This window comes from Xylanimonas protaetiae, assembly GCF_004135385.1.
In the GTDB taxonomy this organism is placed as follows: domain Bacteria; phylum Actinomycetota; class Actinomycetes; order Actinomycetales; family Cellulomonadaceae; genus Xylanimonas; species Xylanimonas protaetiae.
The window spans coordinates 2428775-2453054 of the sequence record NZ_CP035493.1; the positions used below are offsets into that span (position 1 = coordinate 2428775).

Here is a 24280-nt window from a genome sequence, read left to right on the forward strand (position 1 = left end):
GCCGGGCGCCGTCGTCGTCGGGACGGGTCGGGTCACTCGTAGCGCAGCGACGAGATCGGGTCCGCCTTGGCCGCCCGCAGGGCGGGCAGCGTGCCGGCGAGGAACGCGACCGCCATGACGCCCGCGACCACGGCGAGCACCGTCAGCGGCTCGAACACGAACAGGTTGAGGCCGGGCAGGTCGGCGAGGATGCCGCCCGCGAGCGCGTCGGACACGATGCGCCCCGTGACCATGGCGACCAGCACGCCGACCGCGGAGCCGAGCAGGCCGATGACGGTCGCCTCGACGGAGAACAGGGCGAACACCTTGGCCGACGACAGCCCCATGGCCTTCATGAGGCCGACCTCGCGGGTGCGCTCCTGCACCGCCATGAACAGCGTGTTGATGATGCCGATGGACGCCGCGACGAGCGCGATGACGGCGAACGACGACAGCACGAACACGACCGTGTCGATCACGGAGGTGAACATGCCGAGCTGGTCGTCGACGGTCATGGAGTCGAAGCCCTCGGCGGCCAGGGCGGCCTGCAGGTCGGCGGTCGCCTCCTCGCCGGCGTCCGGGTCGTAGGTGACGAACGCCGCCATGTGCAGCACGGGGGCGCCGGGGTCGCGGCCGACGCGGGAGAGGTCGAAGAGCGCGTCGGTGAGCGCCGGGTTGGGGATGGCGCCCGCGGAGCCCAGCAGCCCCGGCTCCGCGATGCCGACGACGGTCACCGGCTGCGTGACGATCGTGCCGGTGGCGTCGGTGAGCCCGAGGTCGACCGTGGCGCCCACGGCGTCGGCGGGAGTGGCGAAGCCGAGCGGCGTGACGTAGGACGTCGGCAGGATCACCTGCGGCTCGGGGGCGGTGAGGTCCACGTTGGAGCCGGCGGCGAGCTCGACGTGCATGCCGGGCAGCGCCATCCCGAGGGACACCTGGTACGGCTGGGAGCCGTCGGCCTGGACGAAGTCGAGGGCGACCATGCGCATCGGGGAGACGTCGAGGACGCCGGGCGTCGCGGCGATCGTGTCGAGGTCGGCGGCGGTCAGGGCGAGGGTCGGGCCCAAGGCGCCGGCCATCGGGCCGCCGGACATCGTCGCGCGGTCCGGGTCGAACACCGCGGGGCCGTCGCCCGCGGGCGCGTCCTCGTCGAGCGGCGTGACCGTCAGCACGTTGTCGACGCCGATGGTCGCGACCGTGTCGGCCATGAAGGAGTTCACGCCCGCGCCGAGCGCGTTGGTCAGGGTGAGGGCGAACGCGCCGATGACGATGGCGAGCGCCGTCAGGGTGGTGCGCAGCTTGGAGCGGAACGCGTTGGCGTTCGCGCGCTTGAGGACGTCGAGGGCCTTCACGCGGCCACCTCCTACTCGGTCGAGGGCTGGCCGGTCGTGGGCTTGTCGCCCGCAGGCACGATGAGCCCGTCGGCGATGGTCACGGCGCGGTCGCAGCGCGCGGCCAGCTCCTCGTCGTGCGTGACGACGACGAGCGTGATGCCCTGCGTGCGGTTGAGGTCGAAGAGGATCGACTCGACCGTGGCGCCCGTGTTCGAGTCGAGGTTGCCCGTCGGCTCGTCGGCGAAGATCACGGACGGCCGGTTGATGAGCGCGCGAGAGATGACCACGCGCTGCTTCTGCCCGCCCGACAGGTCGTTGGCCTTGTTGCCGGCCTTGTCCTCGATGCCGAGCTGCGCGAGCGCCGCGAGGCCGCGCGCCTTGCGCTCGCGCGCCGGGACGCCCGCGATCGTCAGCGGCATCGTCACGTTGTCCATCACCGAGTTCTGCGCGTTGAGGAAGAACTGCTGGAAGACGAACCCGAACTCGGCGTTGCGCGTCCGGTTGAGCTCCCGCTCGCCGAGGCCCGAGGTCTCGGTGCCGTGCAGCGTGATCGACCCCGAGGTCGGGCGGTCCAGCAGGGCGAGCAGGTGCATGAGCGTCGACTTGCCCGAGCCGGACTTGCCGACGATCGCGAGCGACTCCCCGGCGTGGATGTCGAGGTCGATGCCGCGCAGCGCGTGGAACGCGTTGGCGCCGGAGCCGTAGGTCTTGTGCAGGTCTCTGACCGAGATCAGTGGTGCGGACATGGAGTCCCTTCCGTGGGGCGTGCGGTCTGGCCACCACTCTCCGGGAACGGCGGCCTCGGGGAATCCCGCGGTCGTGGGCACTCGCGTACCGCGTCCGCGGTACGCCGGGTACCGCGCCGGTGCGACGCCGGGCGCGGAGGCATGGGCGATGCTGGTCGCCATGAAGGAAGCGATCCGCCGCCGAGGGGCCACGCCGCTGACCCCCGTGTCGACGCGACCTCCCTGGACCTGGCCGTGGTTCGGGCCCGTCATGGCCACGGCCGCCGTGCTGCTCAGCGCCCTCACGGACTTCGACCCGGCGCGCGACCACCACGCGGTGGGCCTGCACTGGTCGGGCCGCGTGATGGGCTTCGCCGCCGCGGCCGTCCTGGTGCTCCTCGCCCGGCGCCGCTTCCCGCGCGCCGCGCTGGCCGCGACGCTCGGCCTGGTGGTCGCGGCCACGGCGGTCGGCGCGTTCGACGCCAGCACGGTCGTCGCGGTCGCGGTCGCCGTGTTCACGGCCGTCCAGCACCTCCCCCGCCGCACCGCGACCCTGGTCGTGAGCGGCGTCGCCCTGGCCGTCGCCGGGTGCGCCTTCGCGGGCGGCCGGTGGCAGACGCAGCACGTCCTCGTCGTCCTGCTCGGCGCGGCGCTCGGCGAGGCCGCCCGCTCGCAGCGCGAGCAGCTCACCGAGGCCCGCGAGCGCGCCGAGCGCGCCGAGGCCACGCGCGACGCCATCGCCCGCCGCCGGGTCGCCGAGGCGCGCCTGTCGATCGCCCGCGACCTGCACGACGTCGTCGGCCACCAGATCGCCGTCATCAACCTGCACGCCGGCGCCGCGTCGTCGGCGCTGGCCACACGGCCCGACGACGCCGCGCGCTCCCTGGCGGTCATCCGGACGTCGTCGCGCGACGTCCTCACCGAGATCGGCGACCTCATGGCCGCGCTGCGCGACCCCACCGCGTCCGACGCCGGACCCGCGGGCCTCGCCCGGCTCGACGACGTCGTCCGCGACTTCGGCGTCCACGGGCTCGCGGTGCGGCGCCGCGTCGAGGGCGAGCCCCGCGACCTCCCGGGCGCCGTCGACGCCACCGCGCTGCGCGTCGTCCAGGAGGCCCTCACCAACGCGCACAAGCACGGCGCCGACGCGCGCGCCCACCTGCTCCTCGAGTACCTGCCCGCGAGCCTGCGCGTCACCGTCACCAACCGGATCGGCACCGGCGTCGCGCCGCTGAGCGTCGGCACGGGGCTCGGCGTCGTCGGCATGACCGAGCGGGTCGAGTCCGTGCGCGGCACCATGACCTCGGGCGACGACGGCGCCGGCGTGTGGCGCGTCGTCGTCGACCTGCCCACCGACACCCCGGGAGACCAGCCGTGACCTCCGTCCTCGTCGCGGACGACCAGGCGCTCGTGCGCTCCGCCGTCGTCGACCTCGTCGGCCACGCCGACGGGCTCGACGTCGTCGGCGAGGCCGGCGACGGGCGGCGCGCCGTCGAGCTCGCCCGCCGGCTGCGGCCCGACGTCGTCCTCATGGACGTCCGCATGCCCGGCATGGACGGGATCGCCGCCACCCGGGAGATCTGCGACGACCCGGCGCTCGCGGACGTGCGCGTCCTGGTGCTGACGACGTTCGAGGACGACGCCTACATCGTCGGCGCGCTGCGCGCGGGGCGAGCGGGTTCCTCGGCAAGGGGTCGGACCCGGACGAGATCGTCGCGGCCGTGCGGGCCGTGCACGCGGGGGACGCGCTGCTGTCGCCGACGGCGACGCGCACGCTCATCGACCGGTACGTGCGCCCCGCCGACGCCGTCCCGGGGCAGGTGCCCGAGGCGCTGGGCGACCTGACCGAGCGCGAGGTCGAGATCCTGACCCTCGTCGGGCGGGGCCTGTCCAACGCCGAGATCGCGCGCGACCTCGTCATCTCGCCGCACACCGCCAAGACGCACGTCAACCGCGTCATGACCAAGCTGCACGCGCACGACCGCGCCCAGCTCGTCATCGCCGCGTACGAGAACGGGCTGGTGCGCCCCCAGTCCTGAGGCGCCCGGGCCCCTCACCTATCCTGGTCCGGTGAGCAGCCGAAACACCGACCGCCGGCAGGACGACCGCAAGGCCGCGCAGGCCGCCGCCGAGGAGGCCGTCGCACAGGAGTCCCTGCGCGAGGTGTACCGCGAGATCATGTCCCGCGCCCCGGAGCACGACATCGACCCCACCCTCGACCGCGTCCGCCGCGTGCTCGAGCTGCTGGGCGACCCGCAGCGCGCGTACCGCGTCGTGCACCTCACCGGCACCAACGGCAAGACGTCCACGGCCCGCATGGTCGAGTCGCTCGTGCGCGAGCACGGCCTGCGCACCGGCCTGTTCACCAGCCCCCACCTCACCAGCGTCACCGAGCGCATCCAGGTCGACGGCGCCCCCGTCAGCGCCGCCCGGTTCGTGGAGGTGTGGGAGGACGTCGCCCCGTACATCGGCGTCGTCGACCGCGAGTCGCAGGAGGCCGGCGGGCCGCGCCTGAGCTTCTTCGAGGTGCTCACCGTCATGGCGTTCGCCGCGTTCGCCGACGCGCCCGTCGACGTCGCCGTCGTCGAGGTCGGCATGGGCGGCACGTGGGACTCGACCAACGTCGCCGACGGCGACGTCGCCGTCGTCAGCCCCGTCGGCATGGACCACCAGCGCTGGCTCGGCGACACGCTCGAGCAGATCGCGACCACCAAGTCCGGCATCATCAAGGACGGCGCGACGGCGGTCGTGTCGCTCCAGGAGCCCGTCGTCGCCGACGTCCTGCGCGCCCGGGCCGACGCCGTCGGCGCGCACCTGCTGCGCGAGGGCTACGAGCTCGAGGTCGCCGGCCGCCAGCTCGGCGTCGGCGGGCAGGTGGTCGACCTGCGCACGCCCGCCGGCCTCTACACCGGGATCTTCCTGCCGCTGCACGGCGAGCACCAGGCGCACAACGCGCTGCTGGCGCTCGCGGCCGTGGAGGCGCTGCTGTCCGGCGGCGGCGCGCTCGACGCCGGCGTCGTGGAGGCCGGGTTCGCGGGCGTCACCTCGCCCGGCCGGCTGGAGCTCGTCCGCACCTCGCCGACCGTCCTGGTCGACGTCGCGCACAACCCCCACGGGGCCGAGGCCATGGTCGCGACGCTCGACGAGGTCTTCGACTTCACGCGGCTGATCGGCGTCGTCGGCATCATGGGCGACAAGGACGCCGAGGGGCTGCTCGCCACCCTGGAGCCGGTGCTGGCCGAGGTGGTCCTGACGCGCAACAGCTCCGACCGCTCCGCCGACCCGCTCGACCTGCGCGAGATCGCCGAGGAGATCTTCGGCGAGGACCGGGTCCACGTCGTCGAGTCGCTCGACGAGGCGCTCCAGGTCGCCACCGACCTCGCCGAGCGCGACGACGCCGTGGGCGTCGGCGTCGGCACGGGCGTGCTGGTGACGGGCAGCGTCGTCACGGTCGCGGACGCGCGCATCCTGCTCGGCCGCCCGTAGCCGACCGTCCCGGGCGGCCCGCGCCTCACCGGCGGCCGATGCGGCGGCCGAGGAGGCGCCCGAGGAGGCGCCCGACGCGGTGGCTGACCCCGCCGACCAGGTGTGGAATGGGCGGGGAGGCCCCGACGCGGGCCCATGGGGAGGAGCACACCGATGAAGAAGCTGCTGGACGACCCCGAGAACGCCGTCGACGACTCCCTGACCGGGTTCGCCGCCGCGCACGCGGACCTGGTCGAGGTGCACGGCCTGCACGGCGCCGGGCCCGTCTTCGTCAGCCGTGCGGGCGGCGCGGTCGCCGGCAAGGTCGGCCTCGTCTCGGGCGGCGGGTCCGGCCACGAGCCGCTGCACGCCGGGTTCGTCGGCGCGGGCATGCTCGACGCCGCGGTGCCCGGCGCCGTCTTCACGTCGCCGACGCCGGACCAGATCACCCCCGCGATCCAGGCCGCCGACGGCGGTGCGGGCGTGCTCGCGATCGTCAAGAACTACACGGGCGACGTCCTCAACTTCGAGACGGCCGTCGAGCTCGCCGAGGCCGAGGACGTCCAGGTCGCCACGGTGCTGGTCAACGACGACGTCGCCGTCGAGGACTCCCTCTACACGGCCGGGCGCCGCGGCGTGGCGGGCACGGTCATGGTCGAGAAGATCGCCGGGGCGGCCGCCGCGCGCGGCGACGACCTGGCTGGCGTCCAGGCGGTCGCGGAGCGCGTCGTGGCCAACGTGCGCAGCATGGGCGTGGCGCTCGCCGCGTGCACCGTGCCCCACGTCGGCAAGCCGTCCTTCGACCTCGGCGAGGGTGAGATCGAGATCGGCATCGGCATCCACGGCGAGCCGGGGCGGCAGCGCATCGCGATGACGTCGGCCTCCGAGATCACGCGCCTGCTGCTCGAGCCGGTCGCCGACGACCTGCACGTCGCCTCCGGCGAGCGCGTGCTGCTGTTCGTGAACGGGATGGGCGGCACGCCCCAGTCCGAGCTGTACGTGGTCTATGGTCGGGCGCGTGCCCTCCTGGAGGAGCGCGGCGTGACCGTCGCGCGCTCCCTGGTGGGCAACTACGTGACCTCCCTCGAGATGCAGGGCGCGTCGATCACCCTCCTGAGGCTGGACGACGAGCTCGAGCAGCTGTGGGACGCCCCCGTCCACACGGCGGCCATGCACTGGTGAAGGAGCTCGATCCCATGACCCTCGATGCCGCGTGGGCGCGACGCTGGGCCGCGCAGGCCGCCGCGACGGTCGCCGCCGCCAAGGACGACCTCACGGAGCTCGACCGGCAGATCGGGGACGGCGACCACGGCCACAACCTCGACCGCGGCTTCCGCGCGGTGGTCGCCAAGCTCGACGCGACGCCCGCCGCCGCCGACGAGACCGTCGGCGCGGTGCTCAAGCTCGTCGCGACGACGCTGATGTCCACCGTGGGCGGCGCGGCCGGCCCGCTGTACGGCACCGCGTTCCTGCGCGCGGCGAAGGTCACGGACCGCGAGGAGCTCGACGCCCCGGCGGTCGTCGCCCTGCTCGAGGCGGCCGTCGAGGGCATCACGGCGCGCGGGCACGCGACGACGGGGGAGAAGACCATGGTCGACGCGTGGCAGCCCGCCGCGGAGGCCGCCGCCGGCGCCGACGGCGCGACGACGCTCGCCGTGCTGGAGGCCGCGGCCGCGGCGGCCGACGCCGGCGCCACGGCCACCATCCCGCTCGTCGCGACCAAGGGCCGCGCCTCCTACCTGGGCGAACGCTCCGCGGGCCACGAGGACCCGGGAGCCCGCTCGACGGCCCTGCTGCTCGCCGCGGCCGTCGCGGCGGCCGAGGAGCCGTGACCCGATGACGGTCGCCCTCGTGCTCGTCTCCCACTCCGCCCTGCTCGCGCAGGGTGCCGTCGAGCTCGCGGGGCAGATGGCCCCCGACGTCCCGCTCCTGCCTGCCGCGGGGACGCTCGACGGCGGCCTGGGCACGTCGCTCGACATCGTCACCGGGGCCGTGGAGCGGGCCCTCGTGGAGGCCGACGGGGTCGTGGTGCTGGCGGACCTCGGCTCCGCGGTGCTCACCGTCGAGTCGGCCCTCGAGATCGAGGACGCGTGGTCCGGGCGCGTCGTGCTGGCGGACGCACCCTTCGTCGAGGGGGCCGTCGCGGCCGCCGTGGCGGCCCAGCAGGGCGGCGCGCTCGACGCCGTGCAGGCCGCTGCGCAGGAGGCGGGCGGCACGTTCGCGGCCTCGGCGCCTGCTGCGCCCGCTCCGCCCGTTGCCGCTGAGCCGGGCGAGGCCACCGCCGACGGCGTCGTCACCGAGCACGTGACGGTGCGCAACCCGCTCGGCCTGCACGCCCGGCCGGCCGCGCAGCTCGCCCGCGCGATCGCGGACCTGGGCGTGCCCGTCTCGGTGGGCGGGGTCGACGGCTCGAGCGTGCTCCAGCTGCTCGCCCTCGGTGCGACGGGCGGCAAGGAGCTCGAGGTCAGCGCACGCGGGGCGGGGGCGCGGGAGGCCGTCCGCGCCGTCGTCGGACTCATCGACGGCGGGTTCGGGGAGGCCTGACCGCCGGGGTGGCCAAAGGTGGCCCACGTCACCAAAAGTTCATTTGATGAAATTCTGCACCGAGTGCAGAATTGGCGCGTGATGATCCCCGTCGCGGCCGCGTCCGAGCGGCCCGGCCGGCGTGAGCCTGGTCTGCGCGAGCGCAAGAAGGTCGCGCGCCGGGGCGCGATCGTCGACGCCGCCCAGCAGCTCGTGCTGGCCCAGGGCCTCGACGACGTCACAGTCGAGATGATCAGCGCCCGGGTCGGCATCTCGGCCCGCACGTTCTTCAACTACTTCGACTCCAAGGACGACGCCGTGCTCGGCCTGGAGGACGTCACGATCGACGTCGACGCCGCCGCCCGGTTCGCGGCCGGCGGCCCCACCGGCCATCTCATGGCCGACCTCCAGACGGTCGTCGCCTCCGTGCTCCAGTCCGTGTCGCCCGACGAGGGCCGCGCCCGGTGCGCGCACGAGATCGCCCGCTCCCACCCGCGCCTGCTGCACCGTCAGGTGCTGTGGATGGAGCGGTACAAGGCGGACCTCACCGCGCTCTTCGCGGCCCGCCGCGCCGTGGACCCCGACGCCGTCCCCGTCGACGACGAGACGCTCGCCATGATCGTCGTGGTGCTGCTGCGCTCGGCGGCCGTGGCGTGGGAGCGCGACGGCTACGCCGGCGACGCGGCGGCGCACCTCCCCGCGGCCGTCGCCGAGCTGCGAGCGCTGCTCGCGACCTAGCCCCCCGGGCGTCCGCCCGCCTCCCGGAACCGCGACCCGCCACCGTCCACGACGCCGGCGGCCACCGCACCCCTGCCACGAAAGGTCCCCTCCATGAGTCACGCCGTCACCACGGCGCCCGACAAGCCCCTGGTCGTGCTCACACCGCGCACCGTCTGGCTGATCTTCGGCGCGCTGATGGCCTCCATGTTCCTGTCCTCGCTCGACCAGACGATCGTCGGCACCGCGATGCCCACGATCGTCGGCGAGCTCAACGGCGTCGAGCACCAGGGCTGGGTCATCACCGCCTACATCCTGGCCATCGCGATCGTGATGCCGCTCTACGGCAAGTTCGGCGACCTGTGGGGCCGGCGCTGGCCGTTCCTCGTCGCCGTCGGCCTGTTCGTCGTCGGGTCGGTCCTCGGCGCGACGGCGCCCTCGTTCGGCATGCTCGTCGCGGCGCGCGCCGTGCAGGGCCTGGGCGGCGGCGGTCTCATGATCCTGTCGCAGGCCGTCATCGCCGACGTCGTGCCCGCCTCCGAGCGTGGCAAGTACATGGGCCCCATGGGCGCCCTGTTCGGCATCTCCGCCGTCGTCGGGCCGCTGCTGGGCGGCTGGCTCACCGACGGCCCCGGCTGGCGCTGGACGTTCTGGGTCAACGTGCCCGTGGGCGTCGCCGCGTGGGTCATCGCGTGGTACGCGCTGCGCCTGCCCACGCACCGGGCGGGCAAGCCGGTGGACTGGCTGGGCATCATGTTCATGGTGCTGGGCACGTCCGGCATCGTGCTGCTGACCTCGTGGAAGTCGCTCGGCAACGCCTCGTACGACTGGGCCGAGCCGCAGCTGCTCGGGCTCGTGATCGCCACGGTGCTCGCCGTCGCGGCGTTCGTCGTCACCGAGCTGCGCGTGGCGGAGCCGCTCATCCCGCTGCGCCTGTTCCGCAACCCCACGTTCACCATCACCACGCTCATCGGCCTCGTGCTGGGCGCGGGCATGTTCTCCGCGATGGCGATGCTGCCCACGTTCCTGCAGATGTCGACCGGCGCCGGCGTCACCAAGTCCGGCTGGCTCATGCTGCCGATGATGGTGGGCCTCATGGCCACGGCGATCACGTCGGGTATCGCGATCACCAAGACGGGCCGCTACAAGCTGTACCCGATCGTCGGCCTGCTCATCACCGCGGCGGGCGTCGCGTGGCTCACGCAGATCACGGGCGAGATGTCGATGGTGCTGTTCGGCGCGATGATCTTCGTGCTCGGCGCCGGCATGGGCCTGATCATGCAGACGATCGTGCTGGCCGTGCAGAACTCCGTGGACCCGCACGAGCTCGGCACCGCGACGAGCTCGAACAACTTCTTCCGGGAGATCGGCGCCGCCGTCGGCACCGCCGCCTTCACGACGATCTTCACCTCGCGCCTCACCGACAACTTCACCGACCTGGCCGCGCGGCTCGGCGGCGGAGCGGGCGGCGGGGCCGGGTTCGACGGCACCAGCCTCACGCCGCAGGCCGTCCAGGCACTGCCGGAGCCGGTCAGGTCGGGCGTCGTCGACGCGTTCACCGATGCGCTCGCGCCGTCCTTCTGGTACCTCGTGCCGCTCGTGCTGATCGGGTTCGTGCTCGCGCTGTTCCTGCGCGAGGTCAAGCTGTCGAACGAGGCCGGCATGGTCGCCCGCGGCGAGGCCGTGGCCGCGCCCGCGGCGGGGCACGACGAGGCCGCTGACGTCGCGGGCGCGGCGCCCGCGACGCCCGAGGCGGGCGAGCCCGCGGATACGCTGGCCCGGTGAGCAAGGACAGGCCCGTCCCCGGTGACCGGATCAAGCCGAAGAAGTCGGCGCTGGTCCAGTTCACGTCCATGACCCTCCAGCTCGAGGCGTTCGTCGTCGCGTTCGCTGCCGTGGCCCTGTACGGGCTGCGTGACAGCGGCTTCGAGAAGGGCCCGGTCACGCTGTCGAGCCCCACGGCCATCTGGGTCGCGGGCGGGGTGCTGTTCGTGCTGCTGCTCGTGCTCTCGCGCATGACGGCGAGCCCGGCCGGCATCGCGGGCGGCACGATCGCCCAGGTGCTCGTCATCGCCACAGGACTGTTCCTGACGATGATGTTCCTGGTCGCGGTCGTGTTCGTGGCCATGTGGGTGGCCTCGCTGCGCATCGGAACGCGTGTCGACCGCGAGCGCCGCGCGTACGACGACGCCCACCCGGAGACCGCGCCGAACATGTGACGGCGGGGCGGCCGCCATGCCGCGCCGCCCTGTGGACGGACCCTGGACGGGGCCGCCGGGACTCCCGGCGGCCCCGTTAGTCTTCGGTCATGACGACGCAGACGACGCCTGAGACCGCCCCCATCGAGCGCACGCTCGTCCTGGTGAAGCCCGACGGCGTCCGCCGCGGCCTGGCCGGCGAGGTGCTGCGCCGCGTCGAGGCGAAGGGCTACACGCTGGTCGGCGTCGAGCTCGTCAACGCCAAGGAGGACCTGCTGGCCCGGCACTACGCCGAGCACGTGGGCAAGGACTTCTACCAGCCGCTCGTGGACTTCATGATGTCGGGGCCGATCCTCGCGGTGGTCGTCGAGGGCCAGCGCGTCATCGAGGGCTTCCGCTCACTCGCGGGCGCGACGGACGGCACGCTCGCCTCGCCCGGCACGATCCGCGGCGACTTCGCCCGCTCGTGGGGCAGCAAGGTCATGCAGAACATCGTGCACGGCTCGGACTCGCCGGAGTCGGCCGCCCGCGAGATCGCGCTCTGGTTCCCGGGGCTCTGACGGCCCTCCCGATGGCACGGTGGCCCGGTCGACGACGTCGGCCGGGCCACCGCCGTCTCTGGCGGGCGGCAAGGTCCGCGGGTTTCCGGGCTTTCGCCCTTAGGGTTGACCGGTGCACCTGAAGACGCTGACGTTGCGGGGGTTCAAGTCGTTCGCCTCGGCGACGACGCTGAGCTTCGAGCCCGGCATCACGTGCGTCGTCGGGCCCAACGGGTCGGGCAAGTCCAACGTGGTCGACGCGCTCGCGTGGGTCATGGGGGAGCAGGGGGCCAAGTCGCTGCGCGGCGGCAAGATGGAGGACGTCATCTTCGCCGGGACGGCCGGGCGCCCGCCGCTGGGCCGCGCCGAGGTGTCCCTCACGATCGACAACACCGACGGTGCGCTGCCGATCGACTACACCGAGGTGACGATCAGCCGCACGCTGTTCCGCAGCGGCGGGTCCGAGTACGCGATCAACGGCAGCTCCTGCCGGCTGCTGGACATCCAGGAGCTGCTGAGCGACTCCGGCATCGGCCGCGAGATGCACGTCGTCGTCGGGCAGGGGCAGCTCGACGCCGTGCTGCGCGCCTCTCCGGAGGAGCGCCGCGGGTTCGTCGAGGAGGCCGCGGGCGTCCTCAAGCACCGCAAGCGCAAGGAGAAGGCGCTGCGCAAGCTCGACCAGATGGCCGGGAACCTCGCGCGCCTGGGCGACCTGACCGCGGAGCTGCGCCGCCAGCTCGGCCCGCTGGGCCGGCAGGCCGAGGCCGCCCGCAAGGCCCGGACGTACCAGGTCGACCTGCGCGACGCGAAGGCGCGCCTGCTCGCGGACGACCTCGCCCAGCTCGTCGCCCAGCTCGAGGCGGAGCGCGCCGACGAGACCGCGCTGCGCGAGCGGCAGGCGGAGACCGAGCGGGCGCTCGACGCCGCGCGTGCCGAGCTGGCCCGCCTCGAGGTCGCCGCGGCGGGCACGACGACGGCGGCCTCCCGCGCCGCCGACACCTTCCACGCCCTGTCCGCCCTGCGCGAGCGGCTGCGCGGCACGCAGACCCTCGCCGAGGAGCGCGTGCGCCTGCTCGGCACCGCCGAGCCCGAGCAACGGGGCCAGGACCCGGCCGACCTCGAGGCGCAGGCCGAGCGTGCCCGCGCGTCGGAGGCGGAGCTGAGCCGTGAGGTGGAGCTCGCCCGCGCCGCGCTCACGGCCGCCGTCGAGGCGCGCACCGCGGCGGAGGACGCCGCGAGCGCCGCCGAGAAGGACCTCGCCGCGCTGCACCGCGGCGCCGCCGACCGCCGTGAGGGCCTGGCCCGCCTGGCCGGCCAGGTCGCGGCCCGCCGCTCGCGCGTGGAGGCCGCCGACGCCGAGCTCGACCGGGTGCGCGCGGCCCTCGACGAGGCGGAGCGCCGCGAGCGGGACGCCACGCGCGAGTTCGCCGCGCTCGAGACCCAGGTGGTCGGCGCGGAGGCGGGCGAGGAGGGCCTGGACGCCGAGCACGAGGCCGCGGCCACCGCCGTCGACACGGCCCACGCGCAGGTCGCGGACCTGGACGCCCAGGCGGCCGCGGCCGACAAGGACCGCGCCTCGGCGACGGCCCGCGTCGACGCCCTCGCGCTGAGCCTCGACCGCAAGGACGGCGCCGGGGCGCTCCTCGCAGCCGACCCGCCGGGCGTGCTCGGGTCGGTCGCGGCGCTGCTGGGCATCGAGGCGGGCTACGAGGACGCCGTCGCGGCGGCCCTCGGCCCGCTCGCCGACGCCGTCGCGGTGGCGGACCTCGACGCCGCCGTCGACGCCCTGCGCCTGCTCCGCGACGACGACGCGGGCCGTGCGTCGCTCGTCGTGGGCGGGGCCGCGGACCCGGCGAGGCCCAGCGCGAGCGAGGCGAGCCGCACGGGAGTCCGGGCTGGGTCCGGTGACTCCGCGCACGATGCCGGGGTGGCTGCGCCGGACGGCGACCGGCCGCCGGGTGTCGGACGCTGGGCCGTCGACGTCGTCACCGCGAGCGGGCCCGCCGCCGCCGCGCTGCGCGCCCTGCTCGCCGGCGTCGTCGTCGTCGACGACCTCGCCGAGGCGAGGGCGCTCGTCGCCGCGCGCCCCGACGTCGTCGCCGTGACCCGGACCGGGGACCTGCTGGGGGGCGTGCGCGCCGCGGGCGGCTCGGCCGCGGCCCCGAGCGTGCTGCACCTGCAGGCGGCGCTCGACGAGGCCCGCTCTCGGGCCGACGACGCCGCCGCGCGCGGCGAGCGCGCCCGGTTCGCGCTCGTCGGGGCACGGGAGCGGCTCGATGCCGCCCAGCGGCACTACGACGAGACGCTCGACCGGCTGCACGAGTCGGACGCCGCGCTGGCGGCCGTCGCCGAGCAGCTCGGCACGCTGGGGTCCGCGCAGCGGGCCGCGCGCGCCGAGGCGGACCGTCACCGGGCGACCCTCGCGCAGGCGAGCGAGCGTCGCGCGGCCGACGAGGCGGAGCTGGCCGGCCTGGCCGAGCGCCTCGAGATCGCGGAGGCCGCGCCCGGGGAGTCCGAGGAGGCCGTCGCCGCGGCCACCGAGGCGCGTGGCGCCGCCCAGGAGGCGGCCACCGCGGCCCGGGCCGCCGAGACCGACGCCCGCCTCGCGCTGCGCACGAGCGAGGAGCGCGCCCGCGCCGTCGCCGGGCGCGCGCAGGGCTTGGCCAGCGCGGCGGCGACCGAGCGCGCCGCGCGCGACCGGGCCGCCGCCCGCGCCCGCGAGCGGTCCGCGCAGGCCCGCGTCGCCGCGCAGGTGCGCGACGACGCCGCCGTCGCGCTCGCCGCGCTCGCCCGGTCGATCGACCGGGCGGCGGGGGAGCGGGCCGCGGCCGAGCAGGCCCGCACCGAGCAGGCCGCCGCGCTCGACGCCGTCCGCGCCGACGCCGACCGGCTCGCCGGCCAGCTGCGCGACCTCACCGACGTCGCGCACCGCGACGAGGTCGCCCGCGCCCAGCAGCTCGCGCGCCTCGAACAGCTCGAGCAGCGCGCCGCCGACGAGCTCGGCACGGACGTCGAGACGCTCGTCGAGGAGTTCGGCCCGCACCGCCTCGTCCCCGTGCCGCGGCCCGAGGACTGGCCCGAGGACGCCCCCGACCCCGAGCCGCTGCCCTACGTGCGCGAGGAGCAGGCCAAGCGCCTGGCGCAGTCGGAGCGCGCACTGGCCCGCATCGGCACGGTCAACCCGCTCGCCCTGGAGGAGTTCGCGGCCCTCGAGGAGCGGCACGCGTTCCTCACGGAGCAGCTCGCCGACCTCAAGAGGTCCCGCCAGGACCTGCTCCAGATCGTCGAGGACATCGACGAGCGCGTGCAGCAGGTCTTCGCCGAGGCGTACCGGGACACGGCGGCCATGTTCGAGCAGGTGTTCCCGACGCTGTTCCCCGGCGGCGAGGGGCGCCTGGTCCTGACCGACCCGTCCGACCTGCTCACCACCGGCATCGACGTCGAGGCGCGGCCCGCGGGCAAGAAGGTCAAGCGGCTCTCGCTGCTCTCGGGCGGCGAGCGGTCCCTGACCGCCGTCGCGTTCCTCGTGTCGATCTTCAAGGCCCGCCCCAGCCCGTTCCTCATCATGGACGAGGTCGAGGCGGCGCTCGACGACGTCAACCTGGGCCGCCTGCTGGAGATCTTCCGCGAGCTGCAGACGCACTCCCAGCTCATCGTCATCACGCACCAGAAGCGCACCATGGAGGTCGCGGACGCGCTGTACGGCGTCGCGATGCGGGGCGACGGCATCACCACCGTCATCTCGCAGCGCATGCGCGAGACGGCGGAGGCGTGACGGGGCGGCCCGAGGCCTGACCACACCGGAAGGCCCGGCCCATTTCACAGGATCCCCACCTCCCCGCCCGGCTTGTGTCAGGGGCGTGCGGGACACTGGAGGCATGGTCACCCTGCTCGTCTGGCTCGTCTCCGCCGTTCTGCTGGCAACGGCGGTCTTCGTCGTCGCCAGCGTCATGGAGCGCGGCCAGGGCGTCCCGGGCGACCCGCCGGGCGACAACGGGATCGTGGCCTTCTGGCGCAGCTTCCGCGCCGGCCTGCGGCACCGTGGGCGCGTCGCGCGCCCCGTCGACACCGACCTCGACACCTTCCTCGCGGACCGCGTGGAGGAGGGGCCGGGCTACGTCGACGCCGAGCAGCTGGCCGACGTGCTCAACCGCGCCCGGGAGACGGCTACGCGCCACATCCACGTCGGGACGGTGCGCGCCCCCAAGTGACGCCCGCGCGGTCTCTGGGAGACTGACCCGGTGACCGACGTCCTGCCCTGGCTCATCCCGCTCCTCGTCGTCGTGGTCCTCGGGGCCGTCGCCGCCCTCGTGGTGCCCCGCACCCGCCGCGGCAAGCAGCTCCCGCCGGTGGTGACGCCGCCTCCCACGACCGTCCAGCCGCCGCGGCCGGCGGAGACCGCTCCGGAGCCCGCGGCGCCGGACACGGCGGAGGCCGCCGCCGCCCCGGCCGTGACGCTGGAGCGTCCCGCGCCGACCGCCGGACGCCTCGTGCGCCTGCGCGACCGCCTCGCGCGCTCCGGCTCGCCGCTCGGCGCCCGCCTGCTGGCCGTCCTCTCGCGCGACCACCTCACCGAGGACGACTGGGACGAGCTCGAGGAGACCCTCCTGCTCGCCGACGTCGGCGCCGGCCCCGCGGGCGAGCTCATCGACGCCCTGCGCACGCGCGTGCGCGTCGAGGGCGTCAGCGACCCGGTCGCCGTGCGCACGATGCTGCGCGAGGAGCTCATCACCCTCGTGGGCCCCGACCTCGACCGGACCCTGCACACGCAGGGCACCGCGCCGGGCACGCCCGGCGTCGTCCTCGTCGTCGGCGTCAACGGCACGGGCAAGACGACGACGGTGGGCAAGCTGGCCCGCGTGCTCGTCGCCGACGGCGACACCGTCGTGCTCGGCGCCGCCGACACGTTCCGCGCCGCCGCCGCCGACCAGCTCCAGACGTGGGGCTCGCGCGTCGGCGTCCCCACGGTCCGCGCGGACCGCGACGGCGCCGACCCCGCCGCGGTCGCCTTCGACGCCGTCAAGCAGGGCAAGGCCGACGGCGTCGACGTCGTCCTCGTGGACACGGCCGGGCGCCTGCAGAACAAGGCCGGGCTCATGGACGAGCTCGGCAAGATCTCCCGCGTCATCACGCGCGAGGCCGCGCTCACCGAGGTGCTGCTCGTGCTCGACGCGACGACGGGCCAGAACGGCCTCCAGCAGGCCCGCGTGTTCGGCGAGGTCGCGGGCGTCACGGGCATCGTGCTGACCAAGCTCGACGGCACCGCCAAGGGCGGCATCGTCGTGGCCGTGCAGCGGGAGCTGGGCGTCCCGGTCAAACTCGTGGGTCTCGGCGAGGGCCCCGACGACCTGGCCCCGTTCGACGCGGCGCAGTTCGTGGACGGCATCCTGGGGTGAGTCTCAGCGGGCCCGCCTCGGCCCGCCGAGGGTGACGAAACCCAACGTTTACCCGTTCCCCGAGGCTGTCACGTCGTCGTAACAGGACGACGCCTCGTCCGAAACCACCACCGAGGACGTTTGTCCACGAGCCGGCCGCTGGGGCCGGGTACGTGAGAGAGGCGATCGGGATGGATTTCACCCTGGACACGGGCAACACTGCCTGGTTGCTCACCTCCGCATCCCTCGTGCTGCTGATGACGCCGGCTCTGGCGTTCTTCTACGGCGGCATGGTGCGGGGCAAGAGCGTCCTGAACATGCTGATGATGAGCTTCACGGCGATGGGCATCGGCGGCCTGGTGTGGGCGCTGTGGGGGTACTCGCTGGCCTTCGGCCCGAACATCGCCGGTGGCCTCCTGGGCAACCCGGGGACGTTCTTCGGCCTGGCGATCGACGACGCCGACGGCCCCACGGCCTCGTTCGGGATCCCCGCACTGGTCTTCGTCGCCTTCCAGGCGACGTTCGCGATCATCACGGTCGCCCTCATCTCGGGCGCGATCGCCGACCGCGTGAAGATCGGCACCTGGATGGTCTTCGCCGCCGTCTGGGTCACGGTCGTGTACGCGCCGCTGGCGCACTGGGTCTGGGGCGGCGGCATGTTCGGCGCCGACGGCTGGCTCGCCAAGGCGCTGTCGCTGCCGATCGACTTCGCGGGCGGCACGGTCGTCCACATCAACGCCGGCGCCGCGGGCCTCGCGCTGGCCCTGCTCACGGGCAGGCGCAAGGGCTTCGGCAAGGAGCCCATGCGCCCGCACAACCTGCCGTTCGTCATGCTGGGCGCGGGCATGCTGTGGTTCGGCTGGTTCGGCTTCAACGCCGGCTCGGAGCTCGCCGCCGACGGCACCGCCGGCCGCGCGTGGGTCAACACGCTGGTCGCCACGGCCGTCGCGATGCTGGCCTGGCTCGGCACCGAGCGCCTGCGCGACGGGCACGCCACCTCGCTCGGCGCGGCCTCCGGCGTCGTCGCGGGCCTGGTCGCCATCACCCCGGCCGCGGGCACCGTCACCACGTGGGGCGCGATCGCCGTCGGCGCCGCCGCGGGCATCCTCTGCGCGCTCGCCGTGGGCCTGAAGTACAAGCTGGGCTTCGACGACTCGCTCGACGTCGTGGGCGTCCACCTGGTCGGTGGCCTCGTCGGCACGATCCTCATCGGCCTGTTCGCCACGAACGGCGTGTACAACTCGTTCTACTTCGAGGGCTCGCAGGACGGCCTGTTCTACGGTGGCGGTGTGACCCAGCTGCTCACGCAGGTCGTCGTGGCGCTCATCGCCGTGGTCTGGAGCTTCGTCCTCACCTACGCGATCGGCTGGGTCCTGAAGGTCACGCTCGGCTGGCGCGTGCCGGAGGAGCACGAGGTCGGCGGCATCGACCTCGCGCAGCACGGCGAGACGGCGTACGAGACCGCCACGCAGGGCACCGTCTTCAACCGCGAGAACAAGGAGATCCGCGCATGAGCAAGCTCGTCACGGGCATCATCCAGCCCCACCGCCTGGACGACGTGAAGTCGGCCCTCGAGGCCGCCGGCGTCCGCGGCATGACGGTCTCCGAGGCCTCCGGCTACGGGCGCCAGAAGGGCCACACCGAGGTCTACCGCGGCGCCGAGTACACGGTCGACCTCGTCCCGAAGGTCCGACTCGAGGTGCTCGTCGCCGACGAGGACGCCCCCTCGATCGTCGACGTCGTCGTGGGCGCCGCCCAGACCGGCAAGATCGGCGACGGCAAGGTGTGGGTCGTCCCCGTCGAGGACGTGGCCCGCGTCCGCACCGGCGAGCACGGCGACAGCGCACTCTGACACCTGCCCCGGTGGTTGAGCCTGTCGAGACCACCCCGAAGAGATCGGGAGAACGTGGTCGCGACAAGCCCAGCCACCGGGGGTCCGTCCGTCCCGGCCAGCCCGGTGCACGGCCTGCGGGCCGATCTGACGGCCCTCGCGGTGGACCTCACGGGTCCCGGCCGCTCGGGCGTGGCCCGCCGGGCCGCCCTCGTCCAGGCCGTCACCGACCGTCTCGGCGTCCTGTACGCCCTGGCCACCGACGGCGTCGCCCCGGAGGGGCTGGCCCTCGCCGCCGTCGGCAGCCTGGCCCGCGGCGACCTCGGCCCGCTGTCCGACGTCGACCTCGTGCTCGTCCACGACGGCCGCACGCACAAGCCCGACGAGCTCGCGCAGGTCGCCGAGCGGCTCTGGTACCCGCTGTGGGACTCGGGCCTCGACCTCGACCACGCGGTGCGGTCCCTCAACCAGACCCGGCAGGTCGCGTCCCAGGACCTGCCCGCGGCGGCCGGCTGGCTCGACGTGCGGCCCGTCGCGGGCGACGCCGTCGTCGTGCACCGGGCGGCGTCGGCGATCCTCAACGACTGGCGTGCGGCGTCCCGGCGGCGGCTGCCGGAGCTGCTGAGCTCCGCGAAGGAGCGCGCGCAGCGCGCCGGCGAGCTGGCCTACCTCATCGAGCCGGACCTCAAGGAGGCGCGCGGCGGCATCCGCGACGCCGTGCTGCTCCAGGCGCTCGCGGCGACCTGGCTCACGGACCGCCCGCACGGGGCGGTCGACCGCGCGTACACCCACCTGCTCGACGTGCGCGACACGCTCCAGGTGGTCACCCGCCGCCGCACGAACCGCCTGCTGCTCGCGGACCTCGACGAGGTGGCCGAGCGCTCCGGCTACGACGACCCCGACGAGCTGCTCGCCTCCCTCGCGGAGGCGGGGCGCGAGGTCGCGTACGCGCTCGACTCGACCGTGCGCCGCGCCCGCCAGGCGCTCCAGCCGCCGCGCCCGCCGCGCACCCTGATCGTCCGCGGCCGCCGCACGCCGCCCCTGCTGCGCTCCGTGGGGGACGGCCTCGTGGAGCACGACGGCGAGCTGGTGCTCGCGATCGACGCCCACCCGGCGTCGGACCCGGTCCTGGCGCTGCGGGCCGCGGCGACGGCCGCGCGGACGGGGCTCGTGCTCTCGCCGGTGACGGTCGGCTCGCTCGCCGCCGGGGCCCCGCTCCCGGCGCCGTGGCCCAAGGCCGCCCGCCAGGCGTTCCTCCAGCTCCTGGGCACGGGCAAGGCGCAGGTGCCGGTGTGGGAGGCGCTCGACCTCGCCGGCGTCGTCACGCAGTGGATCCCCGAGTGGGCGGGCGTGCGGAACCGGCCGCAGCGGGCCGCGATCCACCGGCACACCGTCGACCGGCACCTCGTCGAGGCGGCCGCGCGGGCGTCCGCCGTGCGGCGCGCGCTGCCCGACCCCGCGAGCGTGCGGTCCGACGTCCTGCTGCTCGCCGCGTTCCTGCACGACATCGGCAAGCGCCGCGGGGCGCTCAGCCCCGACCACTCCGTCGAGGGTGCGCGCGTGGCGCCCGCGATCCTGGCGCGTATGGGCGTCGACGACGCCGTGGCCGCCGACGTCGTGGTGCTCGTGCGCCACCACCTGCTGCTGGCGATGCTCGCCACGCAGGCCGACCCGGAGGACCCGGCCACCGTGGCGCGGCTGCTCGACGCCCTCGGCCACCGCGCCGACCTGCTCGCCGAGCTGCGGGCGCTGACGCAGGCGGACGCGTCGAGCCTCGGGTCCAAGAACGGGTGGACGCCGTGGCGGGAGCGCCTCGTGGACGACCTCACCGAGCGTGCGCGGACCGCGCTCGGCGTCGCCCGGTAGTCTGGGTCACCGTTCCCACCCGCACGACCACAAGGACCGCCCTGGTGTTCAACTCCCTGTCGGACCGGCTCACCGCGACCTTCAAGAACCTCCGCGGCCGGGGGCGTCTGTCCGAGGCGGACATCGACGCCACCGTGCGCGAGATCCGGCGCGCCCTGCTGGACGCCGACGTCGCCGTGCCCGTCGTGCGCGAGCTCACCGGCGCGATCCGGGAGCGGGCGCTCGGCGCCGAGGTCTCCGGCGCGCTGAACCCGGCGCAGCAGGTCGTCAAGATCGTCAACGAGGAGCTCGTCGAGATCCTCGGCGGGGCCACCCGGACCCTGCAGCTGGCCAAGGTGCCGCCGACGGTCATCATGCTCGCGGGCCTCCAGGGTGCCGGCAAGACGACGCTCGCGGGCAAGCTCGCCCACGCGCTCAAGCAGCAGGGCCACACGCCCGTGCTCGTGGCCGCCGACCTCCAGCGCCCCAACGCCGTCACCCAGCTCTCCGTGGTGGCCGAGCGCGCGGGCGTGCCCGTCTTCGCGCCGCACCCGGGCAACCAGGGTGCCGAGACCGACCTGGTCATCGGCGACCCCGTCTCCGTCGCCCGCCAGGGTGTCGCGTTCGCCCGCGACAAGCAGCACGACGTCGTCATCGTCGACACCGCCGGCCGCCTCGGCGTCGACCAGGTGCTCATGCAGCAGGCCGCCGACATCCGCGCCGCGATCAGCCCCGACGAGGTCCTGTTCGTCATCGACGCGATGATCGGCCAGGACGCCGTCGCCACGGCGAGCGCGTTCCTCGAGGGCGTCGACTTCACCGGCGTCGTGCTCTCCAAGCTCGACGGCGACGCGCGCGGCGGCGCGGCCCTGTCGGTCGCGAAGGTGACCGGTCGCCCGATCATGTTCGCGTCCACGGGCGAGAAGCTCACCGACTTCGAGGTCTTCCACCCGGACCGCATGGCCGGGCGCATCCTCGACATGGGCGACGTGCTCACCCTCATCGAGCAGGCCGAGCGCGCCTTCGACGCCGAGCAGGCCGAGAAGATGGCCGCCAAGCTCAGCGAGGGCAAGGACTTCTCGCTGGCCGACTTCCTGGTGCAGATGCAGCAGATGAAGAAGCTCGGCTCGATGAAGAAGATGCTCGGCATGCTGCCCGGCATGGGCCAGATGCGTGAGCAGCTCGAGAACTTCGACGAGCGCGAGGTCGACCGCATCGAGGCGATCATCCACTCGATGACGCCGGGCGAGCGGGAGAACCCCAAGATCATCAACGGCTCGCGCCGCGCCCGCATCGCCCGCGGTGCCGGCACGACGACGACGGCCGTCAACCAGCTGCTGGAGCGCTTCGAGGGCGCGCAGAAGATGATGCGCCAGATGGCGAAGGGCGGCGGGATGCCCGGCATGCCGCCGATGCCGGGGATGCCCGGCGTGGGCAAGCGCGCGGGTGCCCGTCAGGCGCCGCAGAAGAAGGTCAAGGGCAAGTCGGGCAACCCGGCCAAGCGCGCCCAGCAGGAGCGCGAGCTGCTCACCAAGGCCCTCGGCGGCGGCCCCGCCGCGCCGGCGGGCTCGGCGTTCGGCGTCGGCGCCCCGAAGAAGGACGACGTCGACCTGTCCTCGCTCCAGCTCCCCGAGGGCTTCGACAAGCTGCTCGGCTGAGCCGGGATCTCGCGCACCGTCCCGCCCGGCGGGACGGTGCGCGCGCGGGCTAGCCTGCGCTCATGTCCGTCCCGCACGTGCCCCTGCACCTCACGGGCCGCGTGCTGCTCGACGACGACCGCGAGGCCGGCGAGCTGTTCGTCCGCGACGGGCGCATCCAGCTGACCCGGCAGTCCCCCAGGTCGGCGCGGTGCGGCGCCTCGAGGGCTTCGTCGTGCCCGGCCTCGTCGACGTGCACTGCCACGTCGGGCTCGGGGCCGAGGGGGCCGTCGACCTCGACACGGCCGCCGCGCAGGCGCTCGCGGACCGCGACGCGGGCGTGCTGCTGGTCCGCGACGCGGGCGCGGCGTGCGACACGAGCCCGCTCCAGGCGCGCGCCGACCTGCCGCGGCTCGTGCGCGCGGGCCGCCACCTCGCCCGCCCTCGGCGCTACCTGCGGGGCTTCGCGCGCGAGCTCGACGACGTCGCGGCGCTGCCCGCCGCCGTGCGCGACGAGGCCCGCGCGGGCGACGGCTGGGTCAAGCTCGTGGGGGACTGGATCGACCGCGCGGTGGGCGACCTCACGCCGCTGTGGCCCGGCGACGTGCTCGCGCGGGCCGTCGCCGCGGCGCACGACGAGGCCGCGCGCGTCACGGTCCACACGTTCGCGACGGAGACGGTCGACGACCTGCTCGCCGCGGGCGTCGACGGCATCGAGCACGGCACCGGCATCACGCCGGTGCAGGCCGAGGTGCTCGCCGAGCGCGGCACGCCCGTCACGCCGACGCTCCTCCAGGTCGAGCGGTTCGCCGAGATCGCCGACCAGGCCGAGGCCCGCTACCCGGTCTACGCGCGCCGCATGCGCGCGATGCACGCCCGCCGCTTCGCGCAGGTCCGCATGCTGCACGACGCCGGGGTGCCGCTGCTGGTGGGCACCGACGCCGGCGGCACGCTGGGCCACGGCCGCGTCGCCGACGAGTGCGCCCTCCTGGTGGAGGCCGGCGTCCCCGCCGCCGACGTCGTCGCCGCCGCAACCTGGCGGGCGCGGCGCCTGCTCGGGTTCGGCGCCGTCGACGACGGGGCGAGCGCGGACCTGGTCGTCTACCCGGACGACCCGCGCGCCGACGTCCGGGTGCTGCGGCACCCCGTGGCCGTCGTGCTGCGCGGGCAGGTCGTCGCCGGGAGCGCCCTCCACGGCGGGTGACGGCCGGTCGCGCGTGCGGCCCGGGCGCGGGGTGCGCGGGCTCACGCGCCCTCCGGTTGGGGACGGGCGCCGTCGTCTGGCACAATGTCCGGGTACTCGGCGTGCCCAGGCCCCTCTCTCCTGCGCATCGTCCAGTCCAGATCCTCTACCACGCCCCGGCCCCACGGGGTGGTGCCGAGGGTCGCCCATCCCAGAACCAGGAGTGACCACAACAGTGGCCGTCAAGATTCGCCTCAAGCGCCTCGGCAAGATCCGGGCCCCGTACTACCGCGTCGTCGTCGCGGACTCGCGCACCAAGCGCGATGGCCGCGTCATCGAGGAGATCGGCAAGTACCACCCGACCGAGGAGCCCTCGCTCATCGAGATCACCTCGGAGCGTGCGCAGTACTGGCTCGGCGTCGGCGCGCAGCCGACCGAGCAGGTCCTCGCCCTCCTCAAGGTGACGGGTGACTGGCAGAAGTTCAAGGGTCTCCCGGGCGCCGAGGGCACCCTGCGGACCAAGGGCGACAAGGTCGACGCCGCCACGGCCGTCGAGGCTGTCGCCGCCGAGGCCGAGAAGGTCAAGGCCAAGGCCGCCGAGGCCAAGGCTGCCGCTCCGGCCGCCGAGGTTGCCGACGAGTCGGCTGAGGCCGAGGCCGAGGCCTGATGCTCGCCGAGGCCCTCGAGCACCTGGTGCGCGGCATCGTGGACAACCCGGACGACGTCCAGGTGACCGCGAAGCCGCTGCGCCGCGGTGACCTGCTCGAGGTCCGCGTGCACCCGGACGACCTGGGCCGAGTGATCGGCCGGGGCGGCCGGACCGCCAAGGCGCTGCGCACCGTCGTCGGTGCGCTCGCCGCGGACGGCCCGGTCCGCGTCGACGTCGTCGACGTCGACCGCCGCTGAGCAAGCCCGTCCGACGGGGCCCG

At 74.7% G+C, this 24280-nt stretch carries 22 protein-coding genes and 1 pseudogene; 21 read left to right on the forward strand and 2 right to left on the reverse strand.

The features are described from left to right. Nucleotides 1-32 precede the first annotated feature (32 nt). Both ET471_RS11200 and ET471_RS11205 read right to left on the reverse strand, forming a co-directional pair. A complete protein-coding gene (locus tag ET471_RS11200) occupies nucleotides 33-1331 on the reverse strand; it encodes an ABC transporter permease (protein ID WP_129188365.1) in 1299 nt (432 codons plus the stop codon). Nucleotides 1332-1342: 11 nt separating this feature from the next. Continuing rightward, nucleotides 1343-2059, reverse strand: coding sequence for an ABC transporter ATP-binding protein (locus ET471_RS11205; RefSeq protein WP_129188367.1), 717 nt, complete (start codon nucleotides 2057-2059; stop codon nucleotides 1343-1345). A 160-nt stretch (nucleotides 2060-2219) separates the two neighbouring features. Between ET471_RS11205 and ET471_RS11210 the strand changes: the two genes are divergently transcribed. From ET471_RS11210 to ET471_RS11305, 21 genes and pseudogenes are all read left to right on the forward strand, one after another. Then, the gene (locus ET471_RS11210; RefSeq protein ID WP_129188370.1) at nucleotides 2220-3416 is read left to right on the forward strand and encodes a sensor histidine kinase; all 1197 of its coding nucleotides are present in this window, start codon (nucleotides 2220-2222) and stop codon (nucleotides 3414-3416) included. Beyond that, the gene (locus ET471_RS11215) at nucleotides 3413-3883 is read left to right on the forward strand and encodes a response regulator (RefSeq protein ID WP_342586033.1); all 471 of its coding nucleotides are present in this window, start codon (nucleotides 3413-3415) and stop codon (nucleotides 3881-3883) included. Before ET471_RS11210 ends, ET471_RS11215 begins: the two co-directional genes overlap by 4 nt. Then, nucleotides 3829-4077 (forward strand): response regulator transcription factor, encoded by a 249-nt coding sequence (locus ET471_RS18990; protein WP_342586034.1) that lies wholly within the window; start codon nucleotides 3829-3831, stop codon nucleotides 4075-4077. The genes ET471_RS11215 and ET471_RS18990 overlap by 55 nt, the downstream gene beginning before the upstream one ends. A 31-nt stretch (nucleotides 4078-4108) precedes the next feature. After that, entirely contained in the window at nucleotides 4109-5524 is a 1416-nt protein-coding gene (locus ET471_RS11220) for a bifunctional folylpolyglutamate synthase/dihydrofolate synthase (RefSeq protein ID WP_129188372.1), read from the forward strand. A 153-nt stretch (nucleotides 5525-5677) separates the two neighbouring features. Beyond that, the gene (dhaK, locus tag ET471_RS11225; protein WP_129188374.1) at nucleotides 5678-6685 is read left to right on the forward strand and encodes a dihydroxyacetone kinase subunit DhaK; all 1008 of its coding nucleotides are present in this window, start codon (nucleotides 5678-5680) and stop codon (nucleotides 6683-6685) included. Nucleotides 6686-6699: 14 nt separating this feature from the next. Beyond that, nucleotides 6700-7335, forward strand: a complete 636-nt coding sequence (gene dhaL / locus ET471_RS11230) for a dihydroxyacetone kinase subunit DhaL (RefSeq protein WP_129188376.1) — start codon at nucleotides 6700-6702, stop codon at nucleotides 7333-7335. A 4-nt stretch (nucleotides 7336-7339) separates the two neighbouring features. Then, the gene (dhaM, locus tag ET471_RS11235) at nucleotides 7340-8047 is read left to right on the forward strand and encodes a dihydroxyacetone kinase phosphoryl donor subunit DhaM (protein WP_129188378.1); all 708 of its coding nucleotides are present in this window, start codon (nucleotides 7340-7342) and stop codon (nucleotides 8045-8047) included. A gap of 81 nt (nucleotides 8048-8128) precedes the next feature. Beyond that, on the forward strand, nucleotides 8129-8764 hold the full coding sequence (locus tag ET471_RS11240; protein WP_129190921.1) for a TetR/AcrR family transcriptional regulator: 636 nt from the start codon (nucleotides 8129-8131) through the stop codon (nucleotides 8762-8764). A gap of 93 nt (nucleotides 8765-8857) precedes the next feature. Continuing rightward, a complete protein-coding gene (locus ET471_RS11245) occupies nucleotides 8858-10528 on the forward strand; it encodes an MDR family MFS transporter (protein WP_129188380.1) in 1671 nt (556 codons plus the stop codon). Next, complete coding sequence (locus tag ET471_RS11250) at nucleotides 10525-10962, forward strand: DUF4233 domain-containing protein (protein ID WP_129188382.1); 438 nt, start codon at nucleotides 10525-10527, stop codon at nucleotides 10960-10962. The genes ET471_RS11245 and ET471_RS11250 overlap by 4 nt, the downstream gene beginning before the upstream one ends. A gap of 89 nt (nucleotides 10963-11051) precedes the next feature. After that, nucleotides 11052-11501 carry a nucleoside-diphosphate kinase gene (gene ndk / locus ET471_RS11255; protein ID WP_129188384.1) on the forward strand — a complete coding sequence of 150 codons (450 nt, stop codon included), beginning with the start codon at nucleotides 11052-11054 and terminating at the stop codon, nucleotides 11499-11501. A gap of 112 nt (nucleotides 11502-11613) precedes the next feature. Next, nucleotides 11614-15255: a chromosome segregation protein SMC gene (smc, locus tag ET471_RS11260; protein ID WP_129188386.1), complete on the forward strand. Its 3642-nt coding sequence runs from the start codon at nucleotides 11614-11616 to the stop codon at nucleotides 15253-15255. A 103-nt stretch (nucleotides 15256-15358) separates the two neighbouring features. Then, nucleotides 15359-15691, forward strand: coding sequence for a hypothetical protein (locus tag ET471_RS11265; RefSeq protein ID WP_129188389.1), 333 nt, complete (start codon nucleotides 15359-15361; stop codon nucleotides 15689-15691). Nucleotides 15692-15721: 30 nt separating this feature from the next. Further along, a complete protein-coding gene (gene ftsY / locus ET471_RS11270) occupies nucleotides 15722-16876 on the forward strand; it encodes a signal recognition particle-docking protein FtsY (protein WP_129188391.1) in 1155 nt (384 codons plus the stop codon). 170 nt (nucleotides 16877-17046) lie between these two features. Beyond that, entirely contained in the window at nucleotides 17047-18369 is a 1323-nt protein-coding gene (locus tag ET471_RS11275; RefSeq protein ID WP_129188393.1) for an ammonium transporter, read from the forward strand. Beyond that, nucleotides 18366-18707 (forward strand): P-II family nitrogen regulator, encoded by a 342-nt coding sequence (locus ET471_RS11280; protein ID WP_129188395.1) that lies wholly within the window; start codon nucleotides 18366-18368, stop codon nucleotides 18705-18707. Before ET471_RS11275 ends, ET471_RS11280 begins: the two co-directional genes overlap by 4 nt. Before the next feature lie 54 nt (nucleotides 18708-18761). Beyond that, on the forward strand, nucleotides 18762-20552 hold the full coding sequence (locus ET471_RS11285; protein ID WP_129188397.1) for a [protein-PII] uridylyltransferase family protein: 1791 nt from the start codon (nucleotides 18762-18764) through the stop codon (nucleotides 20550-20552). 44 nt (nucleotides 20553-20596) lie between these two features. Further along, the gene (ffh, locus tag ET471_RS11290) at nucleotides 20597-22189 is read left to right on the forward strand and encodes a signal recognition particle protein (protein WP_129188399.1); all 1593 of its coding nucleotides are present in this window, start codon (nucleotides 20597-20599) and stop codon (nucleotides 22187-22189) included. Between the two features lie 62 nt (nucleotides 22190-22251). Continuing rightward, nucleotides 22252-23372, forward strand: a pseudogene (locus tag ET471_RS11295) (amidohydrolase family protein). A 214-nt stretch (nucleotides 23373-23586) separates the two neighbouring features. Then, a complete protein-coding gene (rpsP, locus tag ET471_RS11300; protein WP_129190923.1) occupies nucleotides 23587-24018 on the forward strand; it encodes a 30S ribosomal protein S16 in 432 nt (143 codons plus the stop codon). Next, nucleotides 24018-24257, forward strand: coding sequence for an RNA-binding protein (locus tag ET471_RS11305; RefSeq protein ID WP_129188401.1), 240 nt, complete (start codon nucleotides 24018-24020; stop codon nucleotides 24255-24257). The genes rpsP and ET471_RS11305 overlap by 1 nt, the downstream gene beginning before the upstream one ends. The last annotated feature ends 23 nt before the right edge of the window (nucleotides 24258-24280 follow it).

Bases quoted from the DNA above. Each gene is read 5' to 3' on its own strand.
- ET471_RS11205 (WP_129188367.1), bottom strand. From the start codon at position 2,059: ATGTCCGCACCACTGATCTCGGTCAGAGACCTGCACAAGACCTACGGC.
- ET471_RS11210 (WP_129188370.1), top strand. From the start codon at position 2,220: ATGAAGGAAGCGATCCGCCGCCGAGGGGCCACGCCGCTGACCCCCGTG.
- dhaK (WP_129188374.1), top strand. From the start codon at position 5,678: ATGAAGAAGCTGCTGGACGACCCCGAGAACGCCGTCGACGACTCCCTG.
- dhaL (WP_129188376.1), top strand. From the start codon at position 6,700: ATGACCCTCGATGCCGCGTGGGCGCGACGCTGGGCCGCGCAGGCCGCC.
- dhaM (WP_129188378.1), top strand. From the start codon at position 7,340: ATGACGGTCGCCCTCGTGCTCGTCTCCCACTCCGCCCTGCTCGCGCAG.
- ET471_RS11240 (WP_129190921.1), top strand. From the start codon at position 8,129: ATGATCCCCGTCGCGGCCGCGTCCGAGCGGCCCGGCCGGCGTGAGCCT.
- ET471_RS11245 (WP_129188380.1), top strand. From the start codon at position 8,858: ATGAGTCACGCCGTCACCACGGCGCCCGACAAGCCCCTGGTCGTGCTC.
- ndk (WP_129188384.1), top strand. From the start codon at position 11,052: ATGACGACGCAGACGACGCCTGAGACCGCCCCCATCGAGCGCACGCTC.
- ET471_RS11265 (WP_129188389.1), top strand. From the start codon at position 15,359: ATGGTCACCCTGCTCGTCTGGCTCGTCTCCGCCGTTCTGCTGGCAACG.
- ET471_RS11275 (WP_129188393.1), top strand. From the start codon at position 17,047: ATGGATTTCACCCTGGACACGGGCAACACTGCCTGGTTGCTCACCTCC.
- ET471_RS11280 (WP_129188395.1), top strand. From the start codon at position 18,366: ATGAGCAAGCTCGTCACGGGCATCATCCAGCCCCACCGCCTGGACGAC.
- ET471_RS11305 (WP_129188401.1), top strand. From the start codon at position 24,018: ATGCTCGCCGAGGCCCTCGAGCACCTGGTGCGCGGCATCGTGGACAAC.